Origin of the sequence: Salinispora sp. H7-4 (assembly GCF_013416675.1) — a bacterium.
In the GTDB taxonomy this organism is placed as follows: domain Bacteria; phylum Actinomycetota; class Actinomycetes; order Mycobacteriales; family Micromonosporaceae; genus Micromonospora; species Micromonospora vitiensis.
In genome coordinates, this window is record NZ_JABZED010000016.1 from 196,425 (window position 1) to 212,805 (window position 16,381).

At 70.1% G+C, this 16,381-nt stretch carries 13 protein-coding genes; 9 read left to right on the forward strand and 4 right to left on the reverse strand.

What is annotated here, in order from left to right; all coding sequences use genetic code 11:
* Window positions 1–95: 95 nt before the first annotated feature.
* From lipA to H0524_RS11975, 6 genes are all read left to right on the forward strand, one after another.
* Window positions 96–1,145, forward strand: a complete 1,050-nt coding sequence (gene lipA, locus H0524_RS11950) for a lipoyl synthase (RefSeq protein ID WP_180198711.1) — start codon at window positions 96–98, stop codon at window positions 1,143–1,145.
* Between the two features lie 9 nt (window positions 1,146–1,154).
* Window positions 1,155–1,352, forward strand: a complete 198-nt coding sequence (locus H0524_RS11955; protein ID WP_180198712.1) for a hypothetical protein — start codon at window positions 1,155–1,157, stop codon at window positions 1,350–1,352.
* 601 nt (window positions 1,353–1,953) lie between these two features.
* Entirely contained in the window at window positions 1,954–3,174 is a 1,221-nt protein-coding gene (locus tag H0524_RS11960; RefSeq protein WP_309225079.1) for a nitric oxide synthase oxygenase, read from the forward strand.
* 3 nt (window positions 3,175–3,177) lie between these two features.
* Window positions 3,178–4,386: a globin domain-containing protein gene (locus H0524_RS11965; protein ID WP_180198713.1), complete on the forward strand. Its 1,209-nt coding sequence runs from the start codon at window positions 3,178–3,180 to the stop codon at window positions 4,384–4,386.
* Between the two features lie 11 nt (window positions 4,387–4,397).
* A complete protein-coding gene (locus H0524_RS11970) occupies window positions 4,398–5,042 on the forward strand; it encodes a hypothetical protein (RefSeq protein ID WP_180198714.1) in 645 nt (214 codons plus the stop codon).
* 197 nt (window positions 5,043–5,239) lie between these two features.
* Entirely contained in the window at window positions 5,240–5,929 is a 690-nt protein-coding gene (locus H0524_RS11975) for a DUF4191 domain-containing protein (protein ID WP_180198715.1), read from the forward strand.
* Window positions 5,930–6,033: 104 nt separating this feature from the next.
* Here H0524_RS11975 and H0524_RS11980 read toward each other — a convergent pair whose 3' ends face one another.
* Window positions 6,034–6,429, reverse strand: coding sequence for an RDD family protein (locus H0524_RS11980; RefSeq protein WP_180198716.1), 396 nt, complete (start codon window positions 6,427–6,429; stop codon window positions 6,034–6,036).
* 261 nt (window positions 6,430–6,690) lie between these two features.
* On the opposite strand from H0524_RS11980, the gene glnA reads away from it, so the two are divergent.
* Window positions 6,691–8,115, forward strand: a complete 1,425-nt coding sequence (gene glnA / locus H0524_RS11985; RefSeq protein WP_018726873.1) for a type I glutamate--ammonia ligase — start codon at window positions 6,691–6,693, stop codon at window positions 8,113–8,115.
* A gap of 64 nt (window positions 8,116–8,179) precedes the next feature.
* Here the strand turns inward: glnA and mptB are convergent, their stop codons facing one another.
* Window positions 8,180–9,682: a polyprenol phosphomannose-dependent alpha 1,6 mannosyltransferase MptB gene (gene mptB / locus H0524_RS11990; RefSeq protein WP_180198717.1), complete on the reverse strand. Its 1,503-nt coding sequence runs from the start codon at window positions 9,680–9,682 to the stop codon at window positions 8,180–8,182.
* Between the two features lie 108 nt (window positions 9,683–9,790).
* Here mptB and H0524_RS11995 point away from each other — a divergent pair, with 108 nt between their 5' ends.
* Window positions 9,791–11,416, forward strand: coding sequence for a hypothetical protein (locus H0524_RS11995; RefSeq protein WP_180198718.1), 1,626 nt, complete (start codon window positions 9,791–9,793; stop codon window positions 11,414–11,416).
* Window positions 11,417–11,491: 75 nt separating this feature from the next.
* Here the strand turns inward: H0524_RS11995 and H0524_RS12000 are convergent, their stop codons facing one another.
* Window positions 11,492–14,539, reverse strand: coding sequence for a bifunctional [glutamine synthetase] adenylyltransferase/[glutamine synthetase]-adenylyl-L-tyrosine phosphorylase (locus H0524_RS12000; protein WP_180198719.1), 3,048 nt, complete (start codon window positions 14,537–14,539; stop codon window positions 11,492–11,494).
* A complete protein-coding gene (locus tag H0524_RS12005; protein ID WP_180198774.1) occupies window positions 14,536–15,327 on the reverse strand; it encodes a type 1 glutamine amidotransferase in 792 nt (263 codons plus the stop codon). Before H0524_RS12005 ends, H0524_RS12000 begins: the two co-directional genes overlap by 4 nt.
* A 29-nt stretch (window positions 15,328–15,356) precedes the next feature.
* Here H0524_RS12005 and H0524_RS12010 point away from each other — a divergent pair, with 29 nt between their 5' ends.
* Complete coding sequence (locus H0524_RS12010; RefSeq protein WP_180198720.1) at window positions 15,357–16,289, forward strand: LD-carboxypeptidase; 933 nt, start codon at window positions 15,357–15,359, stop codon at window positions 16,287–16,289.
* The last annotated feature ends 92 nt before the right edge of the window (window positions 16,290–16,381 follow it).

Consider the following 16,381-nt stretch of genomic DNA (forward strand, 5'->3'; position numbering starts at 1 on the left):
CTAGTTCATTAGTAGAATAGCCCATTCAGGCCACACGTCAAGATCGCCAGGCCGGCGCTACGTGCGGTGTCCGGGGTCACCGCTGCAACGGCGTGATGCCCGTCGCCCAACGTGCATCGACGGTGGGCGACGGGCGTAGGCTCGGCTGCGTGACGATCGAGCACTCCGCGCCGACGACCGGTCAGGCAGCGCGCACCGCGACGCCCGCTCCCGAGGGGCGGCGCCTCCTGCGAATCGAGGCGCGCAACGCTGAGACGCCGATCGAGCGGAAACCACCGTGGATCAAGGTCAAGGCCAAGATGGGCCCGGAGTACACCCAACTGCGCGGGCTCGTCACGCGGGAGGGGCTGCACACCGTCTGCCAGGAAGCCGGCTGCCCGAACATCTACGAATGCTGGGAGGACCGGGAGGCCACCTTCCTCATCGGCGGCGACCAGTGCACCCGCCGCTGCGACTTCTGCCAGATCGACACCGGCAGGCCGGCCGAGTTCGACGCCGACGAGCCCCGCCGCGTCGGCGAGTCGGTGGTCTCGATGGGGCTGCGCTACGCGACCATCACCGGGGTCGCCCGCGATGACCTGCCCGACGGCGGCGCCTGGCTCTACGCGGAGACCGTCCGGCAGATTCACGCCCTCCGGCCCGGCTGCGGTGTCGAGCTGTTGATCCCCGACTTCAACGCCGTCCCGGAGCAACTCGCCGAGGTCTTCGGAGCCCGGCCGGAGGTGCTCGGACACAACGTCGAGACGGTGCCGCGGATCTTCAAGCGGATCCGGCCGGCGTTCCGCTACGAGCGGTCCCTGGACGTGATCCGGCAGGCCCGCGCCGCCGGCCTGGTCACCAAGAGCAATCTGATCCTCGGCATGGGCGAAGAGCGCGCCGAGATCTCGCAAGCCCTCCGGGACCTGCACGAGGCGGGCTGCGAGCTGATCACCATCACGCAGTATCTGCGCCCCTCCCCCCGCCACCACCCCGTCGAACGCTGGGTCAAGCCGGAGGAGTTCGTCGAGCTACAGGAGGAGGCCGAGGAGATCGGCTACGCCGGCGTGATGAGCGGGCCGCTGGTCCGCTCGTCGTACCGCGCCGGCCGCCTCTACCGGCAGGCCCTCGCGGCCCGCGGCGACGGCCCGGCTGACCTGGACAGCTGACCTTTCCGGGTGAGGGCCGCCGCCGTCATCGCGTGGCTGCCACTCCGGGGGTACCGGAAGCCTACGCTCGCCCGGAACGGCAGCCGCCCGCTTACCGCCGCGGTCACGGCTGCCCTCTTCCCGACCCTGGTCGCGGCAGCGGTGGCGCGCTGGCTGGAGGAGCGGGTGCACTCCGACGTCTTTTCTCCGCGCCACTTCCTCGGATAGCGCACCTACCCTCCTCCCGGGGAAGTCCACATGCGCCTTGCTTGACCGCTACCCCTCGGATCCGAGCGCCCGCGCCGATCCCACGCAGACCCCGCATTATCGTGGCCGAAACCGGCCATGCTCGTGCTGACCCTAAAACGGCAACCGACTCGCTCTCGTCCGAGTCCATCGCGGACTCCGGCACGTGCGTCGCAACCTTAACCACCATTTGTACTGGTCAAGATGATGACGCCATCATCAAGACAGATCCCGACGGTCCCGCTGCGCCGCTCGTCCTCACACTTCCACCATGATCCAAACGGTGGCTCCGTACTGGTCGCCCGGTGACAACCAGCTCCTCAGAATCCGCATTAGGGACTAAAGCCGCAGGGTCAGCTGGAATCCGACCACTAGCCTCGGTCTGTCAGCGGAACGGGGGAGGCCTAGCCCTACTCCCACAAATTCACCTATTGACATCCTAGTAATTCCCAGGAACTCTAGGGCTGCAGCCGAGCGCTCCGCCACAATCACGGATCGTAAGGCCGTCCGCAGCGGATGTAGCAAATCCAGAGTTACCGCGTGTAACGTTATTCCCTGCCCATCCATGGAAATGAGACGATCAGTGACCATCGGCAGCGCCGCCAGCGGCGACAGCCGGGTGGAGAATCCTACAAGCCAAACCATCACCCCCTCGGACGATACCGCCGAAGACCCTTCCGAAGAGGCGGTTGAGTTCATTTCGGCCTACTACCAAGAGCAGAAGCTACCGCACGTCACAAAACGAATCACCGACGTCCTCAGCGAGATCGCCACCACCGGTACCTACTGGCAGACACCAGGCGAGCTGACCTACGGCGCGAAGGTGGCGTGGCGACAGTCGGTGCGATGCATTGGTCGAATCCGTTGGGCTGGTCTGAAGGTCCGTGACTGCCGCACGGTTGCCACCGCTAAAGGCATCTCCAACGAACTGGCCGAGCATCTGCGGCTGGCCGATAACGGGGGACGCATTCGATCCGTCCTCACCGTGTTCGCCGCCGACCACCCACAGGCTGGACCACGCGCCCGCATTTGGAACGACCAACTCATCCGGTACGGCGGCTGGCAGCGAGACGACGAGATAGTCGGCGATCCGTCGCAACTGGACATGACTGGTGCGGCGCTGAAGCTCGGCTGGCAGCCGCCCGCCACCCCCGGCAGGTTCGACATACTCCCCTGGGTAATCGAGACTGCGACCGAGGAGCCCACACTTGTGGACCCTCCGCGTGACCTGGTCCGAGAGATAAGGCTGACGCACCCCGATCATGCCTGGTTCGCAGACCTTCAGCTCCGGTGGCACGCACTCCCGGTGATCGCTAACATGCGCCTACGTATAGGCGGCGTGGACTACAGCTGCGCTCCGTTCAACGGGCACTATCTCAGCGATGAAATCGGTACCCGCAACATGTGCGATGCTGCCCGGTACAACCAGCTCCGGCCCGTTGCCGCACGGCTGGGTCTCGACACCGAGGATGAATCCTCCCTCTGGCGGGAGCATGCCGCACTAGTCATCAACCAATCCGTAATACACAGCTTCCGCGCCGCTGGCGTCCGAATCTCCGTTCCGAATAATGAGTCGGAAATGTTTATGCGATTTTGTAACGGCGAAACGCGGGAAGGACGGCCCGTCTACGGCGACTGGTCATGGATTAATGGCTCGGTCGGATGGGCCGCCCTCCACGCCGTACACCATCGCTACTATGACACTCGGATACCCAATCCGAACTTTTGGCCGGCACCCCGCGCGCCGTTCTTCTCGGAACCGACCCTACGCGAGCGCAGCGCTGCACCTCAGCAGGAGGGTTGAGGGGTGGATGTCACAGCACTGCGTTGGAGTTGGAGCCAAGTCACCGCAGCTGGCCCAAAAGCAGCAAAACACTTCTACGCAACCCTGTTCGTGATCGCCCCAGAAACCCGCACCATGTTCCCCACCAACATGCAGTATCAGGAAGACAAGCTCCTCGCCGCACTCGGACACATGATCACAAACATGGACAACAACGATACACTCGCCGCATTCGCACATCACCTAGGCGCTGATCACCGTCGATTCTACGGCGTAGATGTAGAGGGACGACCGGTGCCATTGGCGGAGCGCCACTACATCTGGGTCGGCCAGGCCCTCCTGGCAACGTTAGCGGACTTCGTCGGACCCCAGTGGACCCCGAGCCTCAGGGCTGACTGGGCCGCGGCATACGAAAAAGTTGCTAAGTTGATGCTCGCCGGTGCCGCTGCCTCGGAGCGGCTGACACCCCCGTTCTGGCAGGCCGAAGTCATCAGTGTGGAGCGACGCCGCTCCGATGTCTGCGTGCTCACCGTTCGACCGAACTACCTCTGTAACTACCTGCCCGGCCAGTCCCTACCAACGCACGTACCCGCCCTACGCACCTGGCGATACCTGTCGCCGGCCAACGCACCCCGCCCCAACGGAACACTTGAGTTCCACGTTCGCGCGGCAGGTCGCTTCTCGACCTATCTGGTCCGGCGGGTCACTGTCGGCGAAATTCTCCTGTTGGGGCATCCTGCCGGGAGAGCACTGTCGACGTACAACCGGGCACCGCACCGGCCACTTCTCTTGATCGCTGGTGGCACCGGGGTAGCGCCGCTGCGCGCGATCACCGAAGAACTCCAGCAGGGCAACGGCCGAACCACCACTCTGGTAGTAGGGGGCAAGACCCCCGACGACCTCTATGACCACCAGGCACTCTTGACGCTGGCTGCATCGACCCCAACCAAAAGCACGGCTGCCAGCGCCTTCGAGCCCTGGCTGCGCTACGTGCCAACCGTGGAGATCGGATGGGGCTGGGACGGCGAACTGGGCCGGGCGGCCGATACCGCCCTACGGATCGGCTCATGGAAGGACGCTGACATTCTCGTATGCGGGTCGCCCACGATGACCCGGGCAACGATTGCCGCCCTCAAAGCAGCCGGAATCGATCCCGAGCGATTACTGGTGGAAAGATTCGACCACTCCGTTTATCCGGCTCTGGCTCTAGCCGACACCGCGACACCTGACTGACCTGGGTTCCGATGACCAACGACAATACCATTCACCTCAGACAGCAAAACAATCAAGCACCAGCGGGCGAGGTGACCCAACGCCTCGAACTGCTAGCACCCCGCCGCTTCCGTGGCCAGTGGTGGCACTCTGCCGCAGAGGTGGCGACCGTGACCCAGTTCGCAGATGACCAGCTCGCACTGTTGCGCGGCGAAGCCGAACGCAGGGAGCGGGAGGTTCACGGTCTCCTTAACCAGATCGAGATGCTCCGCCACGGATCCCTACCGAGCATCGCGACACAGGGCGCGGATCCAGTCGCGGTCGCATTGACCATGCGTGCGCAGGAAGATGCCAACCGCACGATCAGCGATGCCAGCGCGGAGGGCGCGGAGATTCTTGCCGAGGCACGGCGCCAGGCAGCGGACATCCTCGCCCTCGCCCACCAGCAGGCCACTCGAGTCACTATTCACCAGGACCCCGAGGTCGCTGAACTTCGGCAACAGCTGAAGGACCTACAAGCAAGGCATAAGGCACTCATCGACGCCACCGGGAATGCACACCGGGATCTCTCCCGGTGGCAGTCATGGCTTTCTGATCAGTCGGAGCAGTTGCGGACCAGCGCACAGGCCCTGGGCGAGGTCGGCCACGATCTAGAGCAAGCAGTCAGGGAGCAGTGAAACGGGCTGTCAATTGCGTTGATGGAATCAGCAACAGGCTGGGTCACTGGTCACCGCGCCCCGGCCGCTGACGACCGGCCCACCAGACGCCGCCAACAAGCAGTCACGGCGGCGGGAGGCCGCAGGTGCGACCCAGCCCAGCCACCGATGCCGGCCGCCAGGCAGCGCGAGATTCGCCGCCCACTAGACTCGAGGGCATGGCAAAGCCCCAGGAGAAGGTCTCGTTCGGCCAGCGGCTGAAGCAGATCGGGATGGTGTTTCGGTTCACCGCCAAGCAGGACCGGTGGTTCGCGCCGCTGGCCTTCGCCGCGGTGGTCATTCCACTCGCCCTGACCGTGGTGGCGTTCTTCGTGTGGGGCTGGCTCTGGATCCCACTGGGCATCCTGTTGACACTGCTCTCCCTGCTGATCGTGCTCAACCTGCGCTCCAACCGGGCGATGATGAACGCCGCCGAGGGACAGCCGGGCGCGGCCGCACAGATCATCGAGAACATGCGCGGCGACTGGCGGGTCACCCCGGCGGTCAGCTCGACCACGCAGATGGACATGGTGCACCTGGTCATCGGCCGTTCGGGAGTGGTCCTGCTGGCTGAGGGGAACCCGCAGCGGGTGCGCGGCCTGCTCGGCCAGGAGAAGCGTCGACTGGCCAAGGTGATCGGCTCGGCGCCGCTCTACGACTACGTGATCGGCCAGGAGGAGGGCGAGCTGCCGGTCCGCAAGCTGCGGATGACGCTGATGCGGTTGCCGCGCAAGCTCAGTGGCCGGGATGTCAACGCGCTGGACAAGCGCCTCAAGGCGCTCAGTGCCCGCCCACAGCTACCCAAGGGCGCCATCCCGAAGAACATGCGTCCGCCGAAGGGCGCCTTCCGCCAGGCCCGCGGTCGCTGACCTGCCGCGACCACGGCAGACCCCCCGCTGAGCTGCCGCAACCGCCGCGGCTCGTCCCGCTGAGCTGGCGCAACCGCGGATCGTCCGCTGGCCCCCGGACGGGGTCAGCGGACGACGGGTGTGATGACCGAGCCCGCGACCCGGTCGTGCAGGCCACGGCGGTCGGCGTCCATGATCAGGGCGGGTAGCACGAGCGCGAGCAGGCCGCCGCGGAGTAGCGCGCGGAGCACCCCGATCCGACCACCGCTGGTCCAGGAGACACAGCGGACTCGGGTGAGGTACATCCCGGGGGTCTGGGCGAAGAGGCCGATGAAGAAGCCGTACTCGACGACGAGCACGAGCACGGGGGCCCACCCGTCGCGGAACGGATCGGCGAAGATACTGGCGACCAGTATGCAGAGCACCCAGTCGATCACTAATGCGCCGAAGCGCGGGCCCAGGCCCTGACTGGCGGAGATGCTGGAGCGGGGCGGTACGGGCTGGTCAGCCGAGGTCGTCACAGCGCTCAAGGGTAGCCAGTGCCACCGTCGGCTACACGCCGACCTGCGTCACAAAAACGGACCAAGCCTCGCAAGTTTCACTACACTGGCACACTGCGCCCTCCCGGGAGCATCAGGACTACCGCTCCACGCAGCGAAGGCTTCCCGGAGCCTCCGCGGGGGACGTAACACGGCAGAAACATTGAAGACATGGCCGGGCAACCGCTCGGCCATAGCGTCGCCAGAAGCCTAGCCACTTCAGTGGACGAGCCAGGAGGACGAGTGTTCGCCAATCCCGAGGAACTCCTGCGTTACCTCAAGAACGAGGACGTGAAGTTCGTCGACGTACGTTTCTGTGATCTGCCCGGCGTGATGCAGCACTTCAACCTGCCCGCCGAGTCGATTGACGACGAGCTCCTCACCGACGGCCTCGCATTCGACGGGTCGTCCATCCGCGGCTTCCAGGCGATCCACGAGTCGGACATGCTCCTGCTCCCGGACGTCGCCACCGCGTTCATCGACCCGTTCCGCGCGCAGAAGACCCTCGCGCTCAACTTCTTCATTCACGACCCGTTCACCCGCGAGGCCTACACCCGCGACCCCCGGAACGTGGCGAAGAAGGCCGAGGCGTACCTGGCGGCCAGCGGGATCGCCGACACCGCCTACTTCGGCGCGGAGGCCGAGTTCTACATCTTCGACTCGATCCGCCACGAGACCTCGGCCCACCAGTCGTACTACTACATCGACTCGGTCGAAGGCTGGTGGAACACCGGCCGTGACGAGGAGGGTGGCAACCGCGGCTACAAGACCGCGTACAAGGGCGGATACTTCCCGGTGCCGCCGGTTGACCACCACGCCGACCTACGCGACAAGATCGTCCGTCGGCTGATCGACGCCGGCTACACCGTGGAGCGCTCGCACCACGAGGTCGGCACCGCCGGTCAGGCTGAGATCAACTACAAGTTCTCGACCCTGCTGCACGCCGCGGACCAGCTCCAGCTCTTCAAGTACATCGTGAAGAACGAGACCTGGGGCAACGGCAAGACCGCCACCTTCATGCCGAAGCCGCTCTTCGGGGACAACGGCTCCGGCATGCACACCCACCAGAGCCTGTGGTTGAACGGCGATCCGCTCTTCTACGACGAGACCGGCTACGCCGGCCTCTCCGACACCGCGCGCTGGTACATCGGCGGTCTGCTGCAGCACGCACCGTCACTGCTGGCCTTCACCAACCCGACGGTGAACTCGTACCGCCGCTTGGTGCCGGGCTTCGAGGCGCCGGTCAACCTGGTCTACTCGCAGCGCAACCGCTCCGCGTGCACCCGCATCCCGGTGACCGGGAGCAACCCGAAGGCCAAGCGAGTCGAGTTCCGCGTGCCGGACCCGTCGGCCAACGTCTACCTGGCCTTCTCGGCGATGCTGATGGCCGGCCTCGACGGCATCAAGAACAAGACCGAGCCGCCGACTCCGATCGACAAGGATCTGTACGACCTGCCGCCGGAGGAGTGGGGCGACGTCAAGCAGGTGCCCGGCTCGCTGCCGGCGGTGCTCGACTCCCTCGAGGCCGACCACGACTACCTGCTCGACGGCGGCGTCTTCACGCCGGACCTGATCTCCACCTGGATCGACTGGAAGCGGACCAACGAGGTCGACCCGGTGCGGCTGCGCCCGACCCCGCACGAGTTCGCGATGTACTTCGACTGCTGAACCCCTGCAGCGACCGGCCGGGTTGGCGCCACAACGTGGTGGCGCCAACCCGGCCGGTTTCGGTTCAGCCCGACGGGAACGGGGCCCGGCCGGCCCGGGACCGCCACAGCCGCGGCACCCCCCACCCGGCAGCCGCCACCACCAACCCGGTCATCGCCAGCGCCCCCGGCGCCTTCACCAGCCGGGCCAGGTTGGTGCCGTCCGGCAAGGTGAGAAAGGCCGCCGCCGCGCAGGGCAGCACGAACCAGGTCGTCCGCGTCGCGGCCGCCGCGAGCAGGACCAACGGCCAGGTCGCATACCAGGGGTGGAAGACGGGGGCGAGCACCACCGTGGCGGCCAGCGCCAGGCCGGCACCGAGCAGGGCCACCCGAGGCCGGGCCGCCTCCAGCCGGACCACCCGTTGCCGGACGTCACCCAGCGCGCGCAGGGCCGACCAGGCCCGCCACCACAGCACCGCCAGGACCAGCACCAACACGGCCAACGCCAACGCCCGGACCACCGGCACCGCCACGGGGCGCCCCCCAAAGAGCTCACCGGCATAGTCCAGGACCATGCCGACCGCCGTGGGAGGTGACGTCCACTGCTCCAGGTCACCGCTGTGGCGTAACCCGTCCACCCAGCCCAGTCCCAGGCCGGAGAAGACCGAGACACCCCCCAGGGCGATCAGGGTGCCCACGGCCAGCCAGCCACCATCGCGCAGCAGCGACCGCACGGTGAACCGACCGAGCACCGCGGCGAGCGCCGCGAACGGCAGCACCACCACCGCAGTCGCCTTAACCCCCACCGCCAGCCCGAGCAGCGCCCCCGCCACCAGCAGCGGCCACGGTCGGCCCGGGAACCGCACCACCACCAGCAGGCCGAGCAGCAGCAGCCCGAGCATCACCGCGTCGTTGTGCGCGCCCGCCACCAGATGCACCCCCACCAACGGGCAGGCCAGCGCCAGCCAGACCGCCCGCCGGGTCGGCACCCCCGCTGCCCGCGCCAACCCGAGCAGACACACCGCGACGAGCAGCACCCCGGCCACCGCGATCAGCCGCAAGACCACCACCGCGCCGACCAACCCACCACCGAGCGCCACCGCCAGCGCGGCGAGCAGCACAAAGCCCGGCCCGTACGGCGCGGGCGTGTCCCGCCAGATCGGCGAGACCGCCTCCACCCAGGGGCAGCCCGCCACCGCCACCCCGACCGCGTACGGGTCAACGCCCTGCCCGTACGCCCAGCCCTGGCAGGCGTACGAGTAGACATCCCGGCTACCCAGCGGCGGCGCGACGAGCAGCGGCACCGACCACAGCCCGGCGGTGCGGTACGCCCACCCGGTTGACGGCGTACCGTGCCGTAGCGCCCACCACGCGCCGGTCAGCAGGCCGGTGCCGACCAGCCAGAGCAGTACGGTCAGCGGGCCGTCGGCAGCCTGCCACACCCGCTCGTCGGTCGCGTCGGGCAGCGCTCCCCCGACGTACCCGGCGACGGCCAGCAGCACCGCACCGACGAGACCGAGGTAGCGGAGCGCTCCCGCGCGGACCGGGGTCCGCCCGGACCCGCGCGGAGGTACGCCAGCCTCGGTCACCGGGGCACCCCGGCGGTGGGGAGGGTCGTCGCGCCGGTCCGGCCGACGAGGTGGATGGGCACGGTAGAACATGCTGCCAGTACCGTGGGCGCGGATACGGAGGTAGGCATGCGGGGCACACGGACGGTGGTGGCGACGGCCACCACGTTGGCCGTGCTGCTCGGCGGGACGTATCTGCTGCTGCCGCCGATGGGCTCGGACCTCGCCGCCCAGGTGGCCCGGGCCGACTTCTTCACCGCCCACGGCGCCACCCCGGTCGACCTGCGATGGTACGGCGGGGTCAACCAGTTCGGCTACAGCCTGCTCTCCCCGCCGGTGATGGCGCTGCTCGGCGTCCGGGTGACGGGGGTGCTCGCCCTGGTGGCGTCGACCGTCGCCTTCGCTGCCCTGCTGTGCCGCGTCGACGTACCCCGGCCGTTGACCGGCGCCCTGGTGGGGGTGGTCACCTTCGCCGGCAACCTGGTCGCCGGCCGGGTCACGTACGGGCTCGGGGTGGCCTTCGGCCTCGCCGCCCTCCTCGCTCTCACGCTGCCGGCCGGGCGACGACGACTCGTGCTGGCCACCGCCGGGGCGCTGCTGGCCGCCGCGACCAGCCCGGTGGCCGGGCTCTTCGTCGGGCTGGCCGGTGCCGCGCTGCTGCTCGTCCGCCGCTACGTTGACGGCCTCACCCTGGGGCTGGCGGCGGCGCTGCCGCTCGGGTTCACCGCCCTGCTCTTCGGCGACGGCGGCTGGATGAACATCAGCCGCACCGACACCGTACGGGCGGTGGGGAGCAGCCTGCTGGTGGCGGCGTTGGTGGCGTACCGGCCGGTGCGGGTCGGCGCGCTGCTCGCCGCGGCCGGAGTACTCGCGGCGGCGCTGCTGCACACCCCGGTCGGCCTGAACGCGACCCGCCTGTCGGCGATGTTCGCGCTCCCCCTGCTGGCCGCCGCCGCGACCGTCGGCACCGGTCGCTGGTTGCCGCGGCACACCGGCAAGCGAACTCACCCCCGTTGGCCGGCCCGGCCCGTGCCCGCCGGCGGCACCGGGCTGCGCCGGTGGCGGGCCGGCGGCGGACTCACCCTGGCCGTCCTGCTCGCCGCCGTGTTCTGGTGGCAGCCACCGGTCGTCCCGGCAGACCTGCGCAGCGCCACCGACCCAGCCGCCCGGCCCGCCTACTTCACGCCCCTACGCGACTTCCTCGCCACCCAACACCTCACCGGGCGGGTGGAGATCCCACCGACGCGTACCTATCGGGAGTCGGCGGCGCTGGGCGAGGTTCCGCTGGCGCGGGGCTGGCTACGCCAGGCGGACATCGACCGCAATCCGCTCTTCTTCACCACGGTGCCGGGCGCCACCGGGACCGGGGTTCCGCTGACCGCCCAGACCTACCACGGCTGGCTGCAGACGAACGCGGTGCAGTTCGTGGCCGTACCCGACACACCACTGTCCTGGGTCGGCCGGGCCGAGGCGGAGCTGGTCCGCGACGGCCTGCCCTACCTGCGCGAGGTGTGGTCCGACCCGCACTGGCGGGTCTGGGCCGTGGTCGAGCCGACCCCCCTGGTCGGTGCCCCCGGCACGATCCTGGCGGCCGACGGCGCGACCGTGACGTTCCAGACCGACGGGCCCGCCACGGTCCCGGTACGGGTCCGACACAGCCGCTGGTTGAGCGCCACCGGCGGCACCGTCACGGCAGCCGGCGAGTGGACCGCGGTCACCGTCCCGCGGGCCGGGATCTGGACCCTCGGCAGCTGACGACAGCCACCGCTCGCCGACCCGCTCGGCCCCGGCGCCGAGGCCGCCTGGTCTGCTGCGCCCCCGGGGCCGTCCTCAGAGCTCGAAGACGCGTTGCATGGCGGCGCGGGAACGGCGGCCGGTACGCAGATAGTCGTCGAGGAACTCACCCGGATCGTCGCGGCCCAGAAGCCGAACCACCCCCGCCAGGTCCGCCCCGTGCCGGGGCAGCTGATCAGCAGCCCGGCCGCGCACCAGCATCAGGGCGTTGCGGACCTGCGCGGTGAGGGTCCAGCCGGCCGCCATCGCCGCGGCGTCGTCCGGGTCCACCAGGCCCGCGTCCCGGGCCGCCGCGAGGGCGTTGAGGGTACGCGTGCCCCGCAGCTGTGGCAGCTGCCCGGCGTGCCGGAGCTGAAGCAGCTGCACCGCCCACTCGACATCGGCCAGCCCGCCCCGGCCCAGCTTGGTGTGGGTAGCCGGGTCGGCGCCCCGGGGCATCCGCTCGGTCTCCACCCGTGCCTTGATCCGCCGGATCTCGACCACCTGCTCCCAGGTCAGGCCCGCCGCCGGATAACGTAGCGGCTCGACCATCGCCAGGAACTCGGCGCCCAGTTCCTCGTCACCGCAGACGAACCGGGCCCGCAGCAGCGCCTGCGCCTCCCACACCCGCGACCAGCGGGCGTAGTACTGCTGGTACGCGGCGAGGCTGCGGACCAGCGGCCCCTGCCGCCCCTCGGGGCGTAGGTCGGCGTCAACGCCGAGCGCCGGGTCGGGCGCGGGCATCCCGAGCAGTCGACGTAGCTCCTCGGCGACCGCTCGCGCGGCAGCGCTCGCCGTGCTCTCCGCCATCCCGGCCGGCGGATCGTGGACGAAGAGCACGTCGGCATCGGAGAGATAGTTGGACTCGTATCCGCCGAGCCGACCCATGCCGATCACGGCGAAGCGCAGACCGGGCATCAGTGGCTGGGACGCCCGGGCCGCAGCCAGGGCGGCGGCCAGGGTGGCGTCGGTGACATCCGCCAGTGCGGTGCCGACCGCGCCCACGTCGGTCAGGGCCGGAGCCGCCCGACCCGGCGCACCGGGCGGCGACGGGGCCAGCGAACCGGCCCGGCTCAGCACGTCGGCACAGGCGAGGCGGAGTAACTCCCGACGGCGCAGCGCGCGGACCGCCCGGATCGCCTCCACCGGGTCGCCGGCGTGTCGCGCCGCCGCCGCCGCGAAGCCCTCGCAGAGCACCGCCCGGGGCCGTGCGGCCAGTTCACTCTCCTGCGCGAGCAGACGCAGCGCCTCCGGCTCGCGGGCGAGCAGGTCGGTCACGTACCGGGAGGAGGAGAGCACGCGCGCCAGCCGGCGGGCCACCGGCCCCTCATCGCGCAGCAGCCGCAGATACCAGGGGGTACTGCCGAGCTTCTCGGAGACCTTCCGGTAGCTGAGCAGCCCGCGGTCCGGCTCGGGAGCGTCGGCGAACTCGCTGAGCAGCACCGGCAGCAGGGTGCGCTGGATGGCCGCGGTGCGGCTTACCCCGCCGGTGAGGGTCTGCAGGTGGCGCAGCGCCCCGGCCGGATCCTCGAAGCCGAGGATCTCCAGCCGGTTGCGCGCCGCCGCCGGGGTGAGTCGCAGCCCGTCGGCGGGCACCCGGGCGACCGACTCCAGCAGCGGCCGGTAGAACAGCTTGGCGTGCAGCCGCCGTACCTCGGCGGCGTGGGTGACCCGCTCGATTCGAAACGCCTCGACGGCGCTGCGTCCCGGTGCCGCCGAGTAGCCGAGCGCCCCCGCCAACCAGCGCAACGCGTCCTGGTCGGTGGGTACGGTGTGGGTCCGGCGCAGCCCCTGCAACTGCAGCCGGTGCTCGACGGCGCGCAGGAAGTGGTAGCCGCGCAGCAACGCCTCCCCGTCCACCCGCCCGACGTAACCGCCGCTGACCAACGCCCGCAGGGCGGGAATGGTGCCCGGCACCCGCAGCGCCTCGTCGCCACGGCCATGCACCAGTTGCAGCAACTGCACCGCGAACTCGATGTCGCGCAGCCCACCCGGGCCGCGCTTGATCTCGCGCTCCTGCTCCGCCGGCGGGATGTGATCGATGATTCTGCGCCGCATGGCCCGGACATCCTCGACCGCCTCCGGGCGCTCCGCGGCCCGCCAGAGCAGCGGCGCGAGCTGCGCGATCCACTCCTGGCCCAGCGCCAGGTCACCGGCGGCCGGCCGCGCCTTGAGCAGCGCCTGGAACTCCCAGGTCCGCGCCCACCGCCGGTAGTAGGCGAGATGGCTGGCGAGGGTACGCACCAGCGGGCCCCGATTCCCCTCGGGGCGCAGCGCGGCGTCTACCGGCCAGGCGACCAGGCCACAGACGTGAATCAGGCGGGTGGCGATCGCGGTCGCCGCGGGAAGGTCGTCGTCCTCGGCCGCGACGAAGATCACGTCAACGTCGGAGACATAGTTCAACTCGCCGCCGCCGCACTTGCCCATCGCCACCACGGCCAGCCGGGGCGGCGGCGTACCCTCCGGCAGCTCACCCTGCGCGAGGTCATAGGCGGCGGCGAGAGTCGCGTCGGCCAGCGCGGAGAGCGCGGCCATCGTCTGCTCCATACCCCGGTTGCCGGTCAGGTCGGCCGCGACGATCCGGAGCAACGCCAGCCGGTACGCCGACCGCAGCTGGGCGATCGAACCGTCCGTGCCGGTCAGCTGGAGCCGGCCATCGGCGGTGGGCGCCAGCCCGTCCGCGGTGCTCCGGAGGTCAGCCCACTGGCCCGGGTTGGCGACCAGGTGGTCGCCGAGCGCCGAGGAGGCGCCGAGGACAGCGACCAGGCGCCGCCGCAGCCCCGGGTCGTCGTACAGGTCGGCGAGGAGCCTGGATGCTGCTCCGATCCCCACCGGGTCATCGCCATTGGCCGTTTCACCGGCTCCCGCGGCCCGGTATTCGGCCTCGACCAGCCGGTGCAGCTGGCGCAGCGCCAGATCCGGATCGGCGGCCCGGGACAGCGCGGCGAGTAGCTCCGCCGCCCGCTGGTCCACGGGTTCCTGCGTCTCCGGCTGCCAGAGCGCCAGGCCCGTCGGGCCGAGCAGGTCGCCCGCGCGGACACTGTTGTCGCTGGTGCCGAAGCCGTAGCGGGCGAGCCGTCCCGCGGCCCGGGCCGGCCGTTTCATTCGTGCCCGAGCAGCGGCAGGCTACGGCGGGCCCCCTCGTCCAGCTCGCCACGGGCCAGGGCGGCGAACCGCGCCGCGAAGGGCTGCCAGACCTCCTCGACATCAACCATCACCGCGGCGCAGGCGGCGACGACCAGCTCCGGGTCGTAGTCCAGCTCGGCGAGCAGGTCCGAACCCGCCGCCCAGTCGGCGATCATCGCGGTGTCGCACTCGATGTGGAACTGCAGGCCCCAGGCGCGGTCACCGAGGCGGAAGGCCTGATGTGGGTAGCGGGTGGAGGCGGCCAGCAGGGTCGCCCCGACCGGCAGCTCGACGATCTCGTCGGCGTGCCACTGGAACACGTCCGGGATCAGCGGAACGTACTTGAAGAGCGGATCCGTCTCGGCGGCGTCCCGGCGGCCCACCACCGCGGGACCGACCTCCGGCCCGGACCGGCTGCGCTCGACCGTTCCGGCGTGCGCGGTCGCGAGCAGCTGCGCGCCGAGGCCGATCGCCAGGGCCGGCACCCGGTGCCGGACCGCCTTGCGCGACAACGCCTCCACCTGCGGGAGCCAGGACGCCGACGGCTCACCATCGGGCCGTGGGTACGCCTGCTGCCCGCCGCCGAGGACGACCAGCGCCGCGTATCCGTCCAGGTCGGCCGGGAGTTCGTCGCCGACGTACGGCCGGGCGAGGTGCAGCCGCAGCCCAGCTTCGGTCAGCCACTCCCCGAGCCGACGCGCGTCTTCGGTCGGGTCATTTTCGATCACCAACGCGGTTGCCACGCCGTCGAGGCTATCCCGTACCAGCGCCAGAGGGCTGGTTAGGCTCGCTTGTTGTGATCACCGACGAGGTACTCCGTCCGCCCGCGCTACGTCCGGGCGACACCGTACTCCTGGTGTCGCCGTCCGGGCCCACCCGGCCGGAGCGGGTCGCCCGCGGCATCGAGTTGCTGACCAGTTGGGGTCTGCGGCCGGTGCCCGCCCCCCACGCGTACGCCCGCCGGGGCTACCTCGCCGGCGCGGACGAACTGCGGGCGGCGGACCTGAACGCCGCGTTCGCCGACCCCGCCGTGCGGGGGATCATCTGCACCCGGGGCGGGTACGGTGCGCAGCGCATGGTGGACGCGATCGACATGGCAGCCGTACGCCGGGATCCGAAGGTGGTGGCCGGCTTCTCCGACATCACCGCCCTCCAGTTCGCGCTCTGGCGGGGGGCCCGGTTGGCCGGGCTACACGGCCCCGGCGCGGCGTGGCGGGACGAACGGACGGCGTTGAGCTCTGCGCAGTCGCTGCACGCCGCGCTGACCACCACCGAACCGGTGACGGTGACCGCCCGGGAGGACGAGGAGACCTTCGGCGTCCGGGTACCGGGCCGGGCCAGCGGCCGGCTGCTCGGTGGCAACCTCTGCCTGATCGTGGCGTCGATCGGCACGGTGGACCTGCCGGACCTGACCGGGGCGGTGCTGCTGCTCGAGGAGGTACAGGAACCCCCCTACAAGATCGACCGGATGCTCACCCAGCTTCGCCGGGCCGGGGTGCTGGCCGGGCTGGCCGCGGTGGCGGTCGGGCAGTTCACCGACTGCGCCGACGGGTGGCCGGTGGACGTCGCCGATGTGCTCACCGACCGTCTGGGGGACCTCGGCGTCCCCGTACTCGGTGGGCTGCCGATCGGGCACGGGGCGGGCCAGCTCACCGTTCCGGTCGGCACCGAGGCGGTTCTGGACGCGGACGCCGGCACGCTCACCGTCGCCCCGGCTGTCCGCAACTGACCCGGCTGCCCGGCGCCCCCGACTGTCCGCGGCTGACCCGGCTGCCCGGCGCCCGGCTGTCCGCGGCTGGCCCTGTCGGAGCAGTGGGTGGT

Excerpts from the sequence above, each read along its gene's own strand:
- lipA (WP_180198711.1), top strand. The coding sequence starts at position 96 with ATGCCCGTCGCCCAACGTGCATCGACGGTGGGCGACGGGCGTAGGCTC.
- H0524_RS11970 (WP_180198714.1), top strand. The coding sequence starts at position 4,398 with ATGACCAACGACAATACCATTCACCTCAGACAGCAAAACAATCAAGCA.
- H0524_RS11975 (WP_180198715.1), top strand. The coding sequence starts at position 5,240 with ATGGCAAAGCCCCAGGAGAAGGTCTCGTTCGGCCAGCGGCTGAAGCAG.
- H0524_RS11995 (WP_180198718.1), top strand. The coding sequence starts at position 9,791 with ATGCGGGGCACACGGACGGTGGTGGCGACGGCCACCACGTTGGCCGTG.
- H0524_RS12000 (WP_180198719.1), bottom strand. The coding sequence starts at position 14,539 with ATGAAACGGCCGGCCCGGGCCGCGGGACGGCTCGCCCGCTACGGCTTC.